This window comes from Micromonospora sp. DSM 45708, assembly GCF_039566955.1.
Lineage (GTDB): Bacteria > Actinomycetota > Actinomycetes > Mycobacteriales > Micromonosporaceae > Micromonospora.
The window spans coordinates 4,983,462-4,996,085 of the sequence record NZ_CP154796.1; the positions used below are offsets into that span (position 1 = coordinate 4,983,462).

9 protein-coding genes are annotated in these 12,624 nt (G+C 74.7%); 3 read left to right on the top strand and 6 right to left on the bottom strand.

The genetic code is table 11. The features are described from left to right. Window positions 1-37: 37 nt before the first annotated feature. The gene (locus tag VKK44_RS21170) at window positions 38-1,327 is read left to right on the top strand and encodes a dicarboxylate/amino acid:cation symporter (protein ID WP_343447848.1); all 1,290 of its coding nucleotides are present in this window, start codon (window positions 38-40) and stop codon (window positions 1,325-1,327) included. Between the two features lie 79 nt (window positions 1,328-1,406). Then, entirely contained in the window at window positions 1,407-2,474 is a 1,068-nt protein-coding gene (locus tag VKK44_RS21175; RefSeq protein WP_343442917.1) for an NADH:flavin oxidoreductase/NADH oxidase, read from the top strand. A gap of 41 nt (window positions 2,475-2,515) precedes the next feature. Here the strand turns inward: VKK44_RS21175 and VKK44_RS21180 are convergent, their stop codons facing one another. The 5 genes from VKK44_RS21180 to VKK44_RS21200 all read right to left on the bottom strand — a co-directional run bounded on the left by VKK44_RS21180 (window position 2,516) and on the right by VKK44_RS21200 (window position 10,536). Beyond that, window positions 2,516-6,007: an ABC transporter ATP-binding protein/permease gene (locus VKK44_RS21180; protein WP_343442918.1), complete on the bottom strand. Its 3,492-nt coding sequence runs from the start codon at window positions 6,005-6,007 to the stop codon at window positions 2,516-2,518. A 92-nt stretch (window positions 6,008-6,099) separates the two neighbouring features. Further along, the gene (locus VKK44_RS21185; RefSeq protein ID WP_343442919.1) at window positions 6,100-6,693 is read right to left on the bottom strand and encodes a TetR/AcrR family transcriptional regulator; all 594 of its coding nucleotides are present in this window, start codon (window positions 6,691-6,693) and stop codon (window positions 6,100-6,102) included. Between the two features lie 10 nt (window positions 6,694-6,703). Continuing rightward, on the bottom strand, window positions 6,704-8,854 hold the full coding sequence (locus tag VKK44_RS21190; RefSeq protein WP_343442920.1) for a YhgE/Pip domain-containing protein: 2,151 nt from the start codon (window positions 8,852-8,854) through the stop codon (window positions 6,704-6,706). Next, window positions 8,851-9,606 (bottom strand): ATP-binding cassette domain-containing protein, encoded by a 756-nt coding sequence (locus tag VKK44_RS21195; protein ID WP_343442921.1) that lies wholly within the window; start codon window positions 9,604-9,606, stop codon window positions 8,851-8,853. The genes VKK44_RS21190 and VKK44_RS21195 overlap by 4 nt, the downstream gene beginning before the upstream one ends. A 90-nt stretch (window positions 9,607-9,696) precedes the next feature. Continuing rightward, the gene (locus VKK44_RS21200) at window positions 9,697-10,536 is read right to left on the bottom strand and encodes a GNAT family N-acetyltransferase (protein ID WP_343442923.1); all 840 of its coding nucleotides are present in this window, start codon (window positions 10,534-10,536) and stop codon (window positions 9,697-9,699) included. A 137-nt stretch (window positions 10,537-10,673) separates the two neighbouring features. On the opposite strand from VKK44_RS21200, the gene VKK44_RS21205 reads away from it, so the two are divergent. Continuing rightward, window positions 10,674-11,261, top strand: coding sequence for a PadR family transcriptional regulator (locus VKK44_RS21205; RefSeq protein ID WP_343442924.1), 588 nt, complete (start codon window positions 10,674-10,676; stop codon window positions 11,259-11,261). Between the two features lie 179 nt (window positions 11,262-11,440). Here the strand turns inward: VKK44_RS21205 and ispG are convergent, their stop codons facing one another. Beyond that, complete coding sequence (gene ispG, locus VKK44_RS21210; RefSeq protein WP_343442925.1) at window positions 11,441-12,616, bottom strand: flavodoxin-dependent (E)-4-hydroxy-3-methylbut-2-enyl-diphosphate synthase; 1,176 nt, start codon at window positions 12,614-12,616, stop codon at window positions 11,441-11,443. Window positions 12,617-12,624 lie beyond the last annotated feature (8 nt).

The following is a 12,624-nucleotide window of genomic DNA, read 5'->3' on the forward strand; positions in this document are numbered from 1 at the left end:
CTCTCCAGACCTTGGACCCGCCCTCATGGCTTCCGCCCTGCGCAAGATCCCCTTTTCCGTGCAGATCCTGCTCGGCCTCGTGCTCGGCGTGGCGCTCGGCTTCCTCGCCCGCGCCAACGACCTCGCCTGGTTGACCAGCACGCTCGACACCGTCGGCGGCCTCTTCGTCCAGCTCCTCAAGCTGGCCGTGCCGCCGCTGGTCTTCACCGCCATCGTGGTCAGCGTGGTCAGCCTGCGCGGCGTCGCCAACGCCGCCCGGCTGGCGCTCAAGACGCTGCTCTGGTTCGGCATCACCGCGCTGATCGCGGTGAGCATCGGCATCGGCCTCGGCCTGCTCACCGACCCCGGCCGTGGCGTGAACCTGGACCCGGCCGGCGCCAACGCGCCGAAGACCACCGGCTCCTGGATCGACTTCCTCACCGGCATCGTGCCCACCAACCCGGTCGGCGCGTTCGTCGAGGGCAACGTGCTCCAGATCGTCTTCCTCGCCCTGGTGGTGGGCGCCGCCGCGTTGCTGGTCGGCGAGCCCGCCGAGCCGTTCGTGCAGCTCAACCGCGCGCTGCTGGCGATCGTGCAGAAGGCGCTGTGGTGGGTCATCCGGCTCGCCCCGATCGGCACCCTGGGCCTGATCGGCAACGCCGTCGCCTCGTACGGCTGGGACCTGCTGGCCCCGCTCGCCAAGTTCACCACCGCCGTCTACGTCGGCTGCGCGCTGGTGATGTTCGTGGTCTACCCGGTGCTGCTGGTCGCCGCCGGCCGGCTCAACCCGCTGCGCTTCTTCGCCGGCGCCTGGCCCGCCATCGAGCTGGCCTTCGTGTCCCGCTCCTCGGTGGGCACCATGCCGGTGACCCAGCGTTCGGTGGAGCGCCTCGGCGTCCCCCGCGAGTACGCCTCCTTCGCGGTGCCGTTCGGCGCCACCACGAAGATGGACGGCTGCGCCGCGATCTACCCGGCGCTCGCCGCGATCTTCGTGGCGCAGGTGTTCGGCGTGGACCTGGGCGTCACCGACTACCTGCTGATCGCGTTCGTGTCGGTGGTCGGCTCGGCCGCCACCGCCGGCCTGACCGGTGCGATCGTGATGCTCACGCTGACCCTGAGCACGCTGGGCCTGCCGCTGGCCGGCGCCGGTCTGCTGCTGGCGATCGACCCGATCCTGGACATGATGCGGACCGCGACGAACGTGGCCGGACAGGCCGTGGTGCCGACCATCGTGGCTGCCCGCGAGGGCACGCTCGACCGGGCCGCGTACGACTCGGCCGGCAAGCGCGACCTGATCGAGCCGGTCGAGCCGGCCGACCACGAGCGCCTCGCCCCCGTACCCGCCTGACCCCCACGCCCTTCGGGTGCGTTTCCTGCCGCCCCAGCGGCAGGAAACGCACCCGAAGCCCTGACCGGAGGAGAACCGCATGAGCGCCCTGTTCACCCCGCTCGCCCTGCGCGACGTCACGCTGCCCAACCGGATCGCGCTGGCGCCGATGTGCCAGTACAGCGCCGGGCCCGACGGCCTGCCCACCGACTGGCACCGCGTCCACCTCGGCTCCCGGGCCGTCGGCGGGGCCGGGCTGGTGCTCACCGAGGCGACCGCCGTGGTGCCCGAGGGGCGGATCACCCCGCAGGACGTCGGGCTCTGGTCCGGTGCGCACGTCGACGCGTGGCGGCCGGTCACCGCGTTCGTCACCGACCAGGGCGCGGTCCCGGCCGTGCAGCTCGCGCACGCCGGGTTCAAGGCCTCGACGTACCGGCCGTGGGCGGAGCGGCGCGGCGGCGTGCCGGACACCGAGGGCGGCTGGACGCCGGTCGGCCCGGGCACCGACCCGTTCGTCAGCGACTACCGCACCCCGGCCGCGCTCGACGAGGCCGGGGTCGCGGCGGTGGTGGACGCGTTCGCGGTCGCCGCCGGGCGGGCGCTGGACGCCGGCTTCGCCGCGGTGGAGATCCACGCGGCGCACGGCTACCTGCTGCACGAGTTCCTCTCCCCGCTGACCAACCGCCGCACCGACGGCTACGGCGGCGACCGGGCCGGCCGGATGCGGCTCACCCTGGAGGTGGCCCGCGCGGTCCGCGCGGCGGTCGGCGAGTCGGTGCCGGTGCTGACCCGGATCTCCGCCACCGACTGGACCGACGACGGCTGGACGATCGAGGACAGCGTGGTGCTCGCCGGCGAGCTGGCGGCGGCCGGCGTGGACCTGGTCGACGCGTCCTCCGGCGGCGCGGCGGCGAAGGCGGCGGTGCCGGTCGGTCCCGGCTACCAGGTGCCGCTGGCCGCCCGGATCCGCCGCGACGCCGGCGTGCCGACCGGCGCGGTCGGCCTGATCGTCGAGCCCGAGCAGGCCGAGCAGATCGTCGCCGGCGGGGAGGCCGACCTGGTGCTGCTGGGCCGGGAACTGCTCCGCGACCCGTACTGGCCGCGTCGTGCCGCCGCGAAGCTGGGTGCCACCCCGGGCTGGCCCGACCAGTACGCCCGCGCCTTCTGACCTCCCCGGGCCCCCGCCCGCCCGGGTCGGGGGCCCGGCGGTCAGCCGGCCAGGTGGTTCCAGCGGGATTCCAGATCCGACCAGGCGCCCTGGTCGGCGACCGCACCGTCGATGAGCACCACCACGTGGTCCGCGCGGACCAGCGCGGCCCGCTTGGCGGTCGAGCCGACCACGGTCACCCCGTGCTCGCGCAGCGCCGCCCAGAGCGCCAGCTCCGTGGTCACGTCCAGCGCCGACGACACGTCGTCGGCGACCAGCAGTTCGGTACGCGGAGCGAGCGCCCGGGCCAGCGCCAGCCGCTGGAGCTGCCCCCCGGAGAGCCGGGTGCCCTTGTGCCCGATGAGCAACCCGAGCCCGCCTCCGGCGGCGGCCAGGTCGTGGTCGAGCTGGGCGGTCGACACCGCGCTCGCGGCGTCGACCGGGTGGCCCAGCGCGATGTTCTCGGCCACCGTGCCGGAGAGCACCCGGGGAAGCTGGCCCACGTAGCCGACCTGGTTCGGGCGCAGGAACAGCTCCGGCTCGGTGACCGGCTCGCCGTTCCACCGCAGCGCGCCGACGTGGTGCACGATCCCGGCGAGCGCGCGCAGCAGCGACGACTTGCCGGCGCCGACCGGGCCGACCACCAGCACCAGTTGCCCGCGTTCGACCACCAGGTCGACGTCGCGGACGGCGAGTGTGCCGTCGGAGTGCAGCGCGCCGAAGCCGGCCAGCTCCAGCCGGCGCAGCGGGTGCCGGGGCGGCGGCTCCGGCGCGGGCGCGGTGCCGGCGACGAGATCGAGCCCCGGCACCGGTTCGGAGTAGTTGGCCGTCCCGGTCATCGCCACGGTCCGCCGCGTCCACACCCGCGCCGACGGGTACTGCGAGACCAGCGCCGCGGTGGTCCACGCGAACCAGCGGGCCGCGCCGAGCGTGGAGACCGCGACCAGGGTGGCGCCGGCGGAGAGCCCGCCGGTCAGGTAGAGCGCCCAGGCCCCGATCGGCAGCAGCCCGCTGACGACCGCCGGGGTGGAGCGGGCCCACACCTGCATGGCGATCTCCCGGCGCTGCCGCTCGCTGCGCACCGCGTCCAGCCCGGCGAGGTGGGTCAGCACCGGCCGGGTGGCGCCGGCCAGCTTCACCGTGCGGGCGGCGGAGAGCGCGGAAACCAGCGCGGTGGCGAACGCGGCGCGGGCGGCGACGGTGCCGGCGGCGGTGCGTTCCAGCCGGGGACCGAACAGCGTCGCGGCCAGCCCGGAGACCACCATCGTGCCGACGAAGAACAGCGCCGGCACGAAGCTGCCGGTCACCAGCGTCATGGTGAGCACGATGGCCAGCGAGATGAACTGGTCCATCAGGTTGTCGGCGAGTTGCACCACCCGGTCCGTGTCGCCGCCCTGCGCGACCACCTCGGCCGGGGTGTGCCCGCTGACCCGGCGCGCGCCGGTCTGCCCGTGCACCAACCGGGCGCTGATCCGCAGCATCTGCCGGATCCACCACTGCGGGAACCACAGGTTGGTGAGGTAGGGCAGCGGCAGCACCAGCAGCAGCGCGGCGGCGATGCCGAGCGCCGGCAGCCACGGGTCGCCGCCGGCGACCAGCTCGGCCCAGAGCCAGGGCAGCACCGAACCGTCCAGCCCGAGCAGCGTCATCACGATGAACAGGCCGATCGCGGCCAGGCCGTAGCGGGGATCGTTGAAGCCCAGCCGGAGGATCTCCCGCATGGTCCGGGCGGGCGGCGCGGGCGGCACCGGCGGCGGTTCGGCGCGCGGCATCCCGGCGCGGCGCGGCGCGGGGGCCGGCGCGACGACCGGGGCCGCCTCGTCGGCCCAGCCGGGCGCGTCGAGCAGTTCCACGCCGCCGCGCCGCGCGCCGCTGCCGGCGTACGCCCCGGCGTGGCTGGTGGCGAGCAGCTCGGCGAAGCGGGCGGACTCGCGCATCGGGCCGGCCTCCAGCACCGCGCCGTCGGCCATCACCACCACCTCGTCGCAGCGGCGCACCGAGGAGAGCCGGTGCGCGATGACGATGCCGATGCGGTCGGTGAGCAGCCGCTCGGTGGCCTCGCGGACCCGGTTCTCGGTGACCGGGTCGAGTCGCGCGGTGGCCTCGTCGAGGATCACCACGTGCGGGTCCCGGACCAGGATGCGGGCGAACGCGACAAGTTGCTCCTGGCCGGCGGAGAGCACGTGCCCGCCCTCGCCGAGCCGGGTGTGCACGCCGTCGGGCAGCTCGGCGATCCACCCGGCCAGGCCCAGCTCGGCCAGCGCCCGTTCGGCGGCGTCGAGCAGCTCCGGGTCGTGCAGCGCGACGTTCTCGGCGAGCGTGCCGGCGAGGATCTCGGTGCGCTGGGGCACCACGGCGATCCACCGGCGCAGCTCCTCGACGTCCAGGTCGACCAGGTCGGCGTCGCCCAGGAACACGGTGCCGCGGGGCACCTCCACGGCCCGGGTGAGCACCTTCGTCAGCGTCGACTTGCCCGAGCCGGTGCGCCCGACCAGCGCGTACGAGCGCCCGCGGACGAAGTCGAGCCGCACGTCACGCAACGCCGGACCGCGCTCGTCACCGGCGGCCGGGTAGCGGAAGGTGAGCCCGCGGACGCTCAGGTCGCCGTCGGCCGGGGCGGCCCCGCCGACCGGCTCCTGCCGCGCGCCGGCCAACAGCTGCACCCGGGCCCACGCGCCGAACGCCTGTTGCAGGTGCGGCACCCAGCGGGCGATGTGCTCGACGGTGGCGCCGAACGCGATCGCGAGCAGCCAGATGGCGGTGAGCCGGGCGGCGTCGACCCGCCCGGTCGACAGCGCCCACGCGCCGGCCAGCACCAGGCCGGCGACGCCGGCCCGGACGCCACCGGCGGCCACCGAGGTGACCCGGGCGGAGAGCCGGAACACCCGGCCGCACCGCGCGACCACCTCGGCCGCGCGGCGGGCGTAGAGCCGCAGCACGTACGGCCGGGCCAGGCTGGTGCGCACGTCGTCCTGCCCGTGCACCGCCTCCTCCATCACGGCCGCGAGGTCGGACCAGGCCTCCTCCTCGGCCATCCGGGCCGGCGCGATGCGGGCGGTGGGCCGGCGCAGCGCGACCGCGAGCAGCATGGTGAGCAGCACCATCCCGACGCCGGCCGGCCACCAGACGACGAGCGCGCTGACGGTGGCGAGCACGCAGACGGCGATGCCCTGCGCCAGCCGTACGCCGGTGTTCCGCATCTCGGCGGCGACCTGGTAGACGTCGTTGTCGATCCGGTCGAGCAGCTCGCCGACCGGCGTGGTCTCCAGGGCGGGCAGCTCCTGCCCGAGCGCGACGCGGCAGAGCCGGCGACGCACGTCGGCGGACCAGTCGGCGGTGAGCCGGGCCATGATCAGCCCGATCAGCAGGTCGGTGACGACGGCGGCGACAAGCGCGACGGCCAGCGCGACGAACCAGCCGGACGACCGGTGCACCAGCACCGGCCCGGCCAGCGCGGAGGCGGCGGCCTGGCCACCGGCGCCCAGCACGATCAGCAGCAGCACGGCCGTCATCCGCCGGGGTGCGGTGGCCCACAGGTCACGGAGCAGGCGCATGGACAGTGTCCTCCGGACTCGGATCGGTGGGGGGCGGTACCCCCACCCTTCCGGTCCGGCCCGGCCGACTCAAACGATTTACCGCGTTCCGGTCAGGTCCGGGCGACCCGGCGGACGATGCCGAGCAGCGCCTCCTGCACGTCGGCGATCGGCCGGTCGGGCTGGAACACCAGCCAGTCCACGGCCACCACCAGCCCGACGCCGAACAGCGCCGAGCTGGCGGTACGCACGTCCAGGTCGGCCGGGAGGTCACCGCTGTCCACCCCGGCCCGGACCGTCTCGGCGATCACCTCGATCGCCTCGCCGCGCAGCAGCCGCAGCGTCTGCTGCCACTCCCGGTTGGTGCGCCACATCTCGGAGAGCAGGAGCTGGGCGAACGCCCGGTAGCGGCGGATGTAGTCCAGCTCGGCGCGGACCAGCGCGGCGAGCGCCTCGCGCGGCGGCAGCCCGTCGACCGCGGCCCGGAACTCGGCGGTGAGCAGGCCGATGCCGTGCCGCAGCAACTCCTCGAAGAGGACCGTCTTGGACTCGAAGTTGTAGTAGACGGTCCCCTTCGCCACCCCGGCGCGGGCCGCGATGTCGTCCACCGTGGTCGCCGAGAAGCCCTGCTCGGCGATCAGGTCCACCGCCGCCACGAAGAGGCGTTGGCGGGTGTCCTCCCGCCGGCGCGTCCGTCCGTCCGTCACCGGCCCATCCTCACATGGTCAGTTCGGGGTGCAGCCTGGCCGGGGTGAGCCGGCGGGACCGGCGCGCCGCGCCGACGGTGAGCGCCAGCGCGCCCAGGCCGAACGCGAGCAGCACCAGCGCACCGGTGACCACCGGGCCGGCCGGCCCGCCGTTGACGGTGTGCCGCAGGCCGCTGACCACGTACGTCATCGGCAGCCAGGGATGGATCGCCTGGAAGAAGCCGGGCGAGGTCTGCACCGGGTAGGTGCCACCGGACGAGGTGAGCTGAAGCATCAGCAGCGCCAGCGCGGCCAGCCGGCCGGCCGGACCGAGCGCCACGCCGAGCAGTTGCATGATCGCGGTGAACGCCAACGAGGTGAGCGCGAGCAGCCCGAACGTCGCCGCGCCGTGCGTCGGGTGCAGCCCGAGCGCCAGCGTAACCACGGTGTAGAGCACCGCGACCTGGGCCAGGCCGATCGCGGCGGCGGGCAGCCAGCCGGCGAGCACCACCCGCCAGCCGGGCGCGCCGGACATCACGTGTCGCCGGTTGACCGGCCGCAACAGCATGTACGTGATCATCGCGCCGACCCAGAGCGCCAGCGCCAGGAAGTACGGGGCGAAGCCCACCCCGTACGAGCCGGCCGGGTGCTGGGAATCGCGGATCAGGCCGACCGGGTCGCCGAGCACGTCGGCGCGACTGGCCGCGTCGTCGTACCCGGGCAGTTTCTTCTCCCCGGCGGCGAGCCCGTCGGCGAGGTCGCCGGCGCCGCCCTCCAGCTTGCCCAGCCCGTCGACGAGCTTGGTGCTGCCGGTGCCGAGCTGCGCCAGCCCGCCGTCGAGCGCGCGGGCGCCGGTGGCGAGTTGGTAGAGCCCGCCGCGCAACTGGTCGGCGCCGGTGGACGCGTCGCCGAGCCCGTCGCGGAGCTTGGCGCTGCCCTGGGCCAGCGTGCCGAGCCCGCGGGCCAGCTCGTCGACCTTGGCCCGGGCGGCGGCGACGTCGTCGGCCAGGTGCGGCGCGGCGGCGGCCACCTCCCGGGCGGTCTTCGCGACCTCGGTCATCTGCTTCTTCAACGCGGCCAGGTCGGACTTGTCCACGGCGGACGCCAGCGCCTTGGCCTGGGTGACGGCCCGGTCGGCGGCCGTGCGGGCGGCGGCGAAGTTCGGGTCGTCGGCCAGCTCGGGGTGTTCCTTCGCGACCGCGTCGAGCCGGTCGGAGATCTCCTGCGCCAGCCTGACCACCTCGTCGGCCTTGGCGGGCAGCGCGTCCAGGCCGGCGGCGAGCTGCTGCGCGCCGGTGGCGACCGCGGTGGCCGCCTGCTGGATCTTGTCGGCGTTGCGGCGCAGCACCGGCTCGTACCTGTCGGCGGCGGCGTCGACGGTGGCGGCGGCGGCCTTCGTCTCGGTGGCGGCCCGGCCGGCGCCGTCGGCGAGCTGGGCGGCGCCGGTCTGCAACTGGTCGAGCCCCTTGGCCAGCTTGTCGGCGCCCTGGACCGACGTGTTCAGCCCGCCGGCGAGCTGCCCGGCGCCGTTCTCGGCGTCGCCGAGCCCGTCGGCGAGCTGCCCGGCGCCCCGCTGGGAGGCGTCGAGCCCGTCGGAGATCTTCCCGGCCCCGTCGGCGGCGCGGCCGGTTTCGGCCTTGGCGTCGGTGAAGCCGATCAGCATCCGGTCGAAGTACGAGGCGGCGGTGCTCTCCGCGGCGGCGGCCCGGATCTCGCTGAACGCCGAGCGGGCGAGCAGCCCGGAGAGGTAGTTGGTGGCGTCGTCGTTGACCACCTTCAGCTCGCCCTGCCGGGCCGGCCGGTCCGGTTCGGGGCTGGCCGCGAGCGTGGCCGAGAAGTCGGCCGGGATGGAGAAGACCAGGTGGTAGCGGCCGTCGCGGAGCCCCTTCGTGGCGTCGGCCTGGTCGGTGACGGTCCAGCCGAAGACCTTGCGGTCGATCAGTTCGTCGGCGAGATCCCGGCCGGCGTGCACCTCGCTGCCGTCGGCCGCCTTCGCCGGCCGGTCGGCGTTGACCAGCGCGACCGGGATCCGGTCGAGGTTCCCGTACGGGTCCCAGAACGCGTAGAGGTAGAGCGCGCCGTAGAGCAGCGGGACGACGGTGAGCACGGCGAGCGCGGCGCGCGGCAGCCGACCCCGGGTCATCCGGCGCAGCTCGAACAGGGCCAGTCGCAGGACGCTCACGCGGTCACCTCGGCGGTCGGAACGGGAGCGGTCGGCACGGCAGCGGTCGGCACGGCAGCGGTCGGCACGGGACCGGTCAGGGCGGGGCTGGGCAGGGCGGGGTCGCCGATGCGGTGCACGGTGGCGGCGACGCCGGGTTCGACGGCGCGGGCGCTGGCGACCACCGCGTACCCCTGACCGGCGAGACGTTCCAGCGCGGCCCAGATCCACTCCCGTTCGGGGCGGTCGGCGCCGGCGTCCACGTCGTCGGCGACGATCAGGCTGGGGCCGCCGAGGCTGGCCAGCACCAGCCCGAGCACCTGGCGCTCGACCGGGGTCAGGTCGCGGCCGTACCGGTCGGGTTCGAGCGGGGCGTCGGTGCAGCCGGCGCCGGCGATGGCGGCGGCGTAGGCGTCACGGCGGTAGGCGCGGCGGGCCCGCAGCGCGGCCACCGGGACGAGCTGCCGGCGGCGGCGCGGCACCGGCCCGAGCAGCAGCAGGCGTTCGGTGATGTGCTCGGCGACGGTGAGCGTCGGGTCGGGCTCGTGCACGCCGGCCACCTGGCCGAGCGCGGCCGGGCCGCGTCGGCGCAGCTCGCCGTGGCTGTGCGGGAAGCGCCCGGCGAGGGCGAGCAGCAGCGACGTGCGACCGCTGCCGGGCGGGCCGGTGACCGCGTGCAGCTCACCGCTTCCGGCGGTGAGGTCGACGTCCCGGTAGACCCAGCCCCGGCGGGTCCGCAGGCCCAGCCCGTTGGCCTCGACGATGGTCGTCATGGCACCCTTCTAGACTGACTGGTCAGTACAAAAACATGACCAGCATAGCGTCGGGTGTCCGGTTCGGGGCAACGCGAGGCGGGGTGATCCTCAGAACAGCACGGTGGCGAGCGTGCCGACCGGGCGGAAGCCGCAGCGCTCGTAGACGAGCCGGGCCGGCCGGTTGAAGTCGTTGACGTAGAGGCTGACCGTCGGCGCGACCCGGGCCAGCGCGTCGCGGACCACCGCGGCCATCGCGGCGGTCGCGATGCCCCGGCCGCGCCACTCGGGCGCCACCCAGACGCCCTGCACCTGCGCGGTCCGCCGGGTCACCACCGCCAGTTCGGCCTTGAAGACCACCCGGCCGTCGACGAACCGGGCGTAGGCCCGACCGGCGCGCACCAGCTCGGTCACCCGCCGCCGGTAGCCGCGCCCGCCGTCCTCGGCCAGCGGCGAGACGCCGACCTCCTCGGTGTACATCGCCACCGCCGCCGGGAAGAGCCGGTCCACCTCACCGACCCGCACGCGACGCACCTGCGGGTCGGGCGCCACCGGCGGCGGCGCGTCCGCGGCCAGCAGCGGCTGGTTCGGGCGTACGTCCCGGGCCGGGCCCCAGTGCGCGGAGAGGCGGTCCCAGAGGCCGAGCACCGCGTCGGCGCGGCCCACGATCGAGGAACAGAGCCGCTCCTCCTCGCTCAACTGCTCGGCGAACGCCACCACCGCCGACTCGGACGCGAGCACCGGGGTCAGGTTGCCGCCCAGCCAGCAGATCGACTCCAGGTTGCGCCGGGAGCCGTAGCCGAGGATCCGCGCCTCGGCCCGCCACCAGGCCAGCCCGCGTGCCGCGACCCGCTCGGCGACCTGCGCGCCGGCGTAGGGGTCGAGGTCGAGCAGCCGCTCGACCGAACGGCGCTCCGACTCCCCCAGTTGGCGTACCGGCATCGTGAGCACGGTTACCAGCCTGCCAGATGCAGGCGGGAGCCGGTGGGCCGACCGGGCACTCGAACGATCCCCGTCACGTCTTGTCGGCGATGCGTTGCCGATATATCGTTGATGCATCAGCGATAGACCTACAGAAGGAGAGCCCGATGGGTTTCCGTCGACACGTGCACTCCGTGCACGACGAGATGCACCGCCACGGCGGCTTCGGCTTCCCGCCCGTGCCCCCGGGTCCGCCGCCGTTCCCGCCCGGGCCGCACGGTCACGGGCGCGGCCGGGGTGGCCGGGGCCGCAGCCGGCGGCCGAACGTGCGCGGCGCCGTGCTGGCCCTGCTCACCGAGCGGCCGATGCACGGCTACGAGATGATCCAGGAGATCGACGCCCGCACCGGTGGGGCCTGGCGGCCCAGCCCCGGGTCGATCTACCCCACGCTGCAACTGCTGGAGGACGAGGGCGTCATCGCCACCGCCCCGGACTCCGACGGCGGGCGCAAGCGGTTCGCCCTCACCGAGCAGGGGCAGGCCGAGGCCGCGCAGGCGGCACAGGCGCCGCCCTGGGCGGAGTTCGCCGAGCAGACCGTCAACAGCTGGCACGACATCCGCGACGCGGGGACCCAGGCCATGAACGCGCTGCGGCAGGTGATGACCACCGGCACCGACGACCAGCGCGCCCGGGCCGCCCAGGTGCTCGACGAGACCCGGCGCAAGCTCTACGCCATCCTCGCCGAGTCCGACTGACCCTCCCCACTCCCCACCCTCACCCCGCCCTCATCCCGCACCTGTTTCACGGAAAGTGTGGCTGTTCCGCCCGCCATGACCCCGCTTTCCGTGAAACAGCGGGACGGGGGTCGCGGGCGGGAACGCGCGTGCGGCCGGCCCCGGTGGGGACGGCCGCACGGCGACGCGGAAGGGCGGAGTCAGTGCACGGTGACGGTGGCGCCCCCGGGCACCAGCTCGCGCAGTTCCTCGGGGATCTCGGCGCCCATCTCGTCGGCGATCCGCAGCGCCTCCTCGATCAGCGTCTCCACGATCTGCGCCTCCGGCACGGTCTTGACGACCTTGCCCTTGACGAAGATCTGGCCCTTGCCGTTGCCGGAGGCGACACCCAGATCGGCCTCGCGGGCCTCGCCCGGACCGTTCACCACGCAACCCATGACCGCGACGCGCAGCGGCACCGGCAGCCCCTCCAGGCCGGCGGTGACCTCCTCGGCCAGCTTGTAGACGTCGACCTGGGCCCGGCCGCAGGACGGGCAGGAGACGATCTCCAGGCCGCGCTCGCGCAGGCCCAGCGACTCCAGGATCGCGGCCCCGACCTTGATCTCCTCCACCGGCGGGGCGGAGAGCGAGACCCGGATGGTGTCGCCGATGCCCTCGGCCAGCAGCGCGCCGAACGCCACCGCGGACTTGATGGTGCCCTGGAACGCCGGGCCGGCCTCGGTGACGCCCAGGTGCAGCGGATAGTCGCACTTCTCGGCGAGCTGCCGGTAGGCGCGGATCATCACCACCGGGTCGTTGTGCTTGACCGAGATCTTGATGTCCCGGAAGCCGTGCTCCTCGAACAGCGAGCACTCCCAGAGCGCGGACTCGACGAGCGCCTCGGCGGTGGCCTTGCCGTACTTGGCCAGCAGACGCTTGTCCAGCGAGCCGGCGTTCACGCCGATCCGGATCGGCACGCCCGCGTCACCGGCCGCCCTGGCGATCTCCTTGACCTTGTCGTCGAACTGCCGGATGTTGCCCGGGTTCACCCGCACCGCGGCGCAACCGGCGTCGATCGCGGCGAAGACGTACTTCGGCTGGAAGTGGATGTCGGCGATCACCGGGATCTGCGACTTGCGCGCGATCGCCGGCAGCGCCTCCACGTCGTCCTGCGACGGCACGGCGACCCGGACGATCTGGCAGCCGGACGCGGTCAGCTCGGCGATCTGCTGGAGCGTGGCGTTGACGTCGGCGGTGAGGGTGGTGGTCATGGACTGCACCGAGACCGGTGCGCCACCACCGACCGGCACCGAGCCGACCATGATCTGGCGGCTGGCGCGGCGCGGGGCCAGCGGCGGCGGCGGTACGGGGGGCATACCGAGACTGACAGCGGTCACTTCAGGCA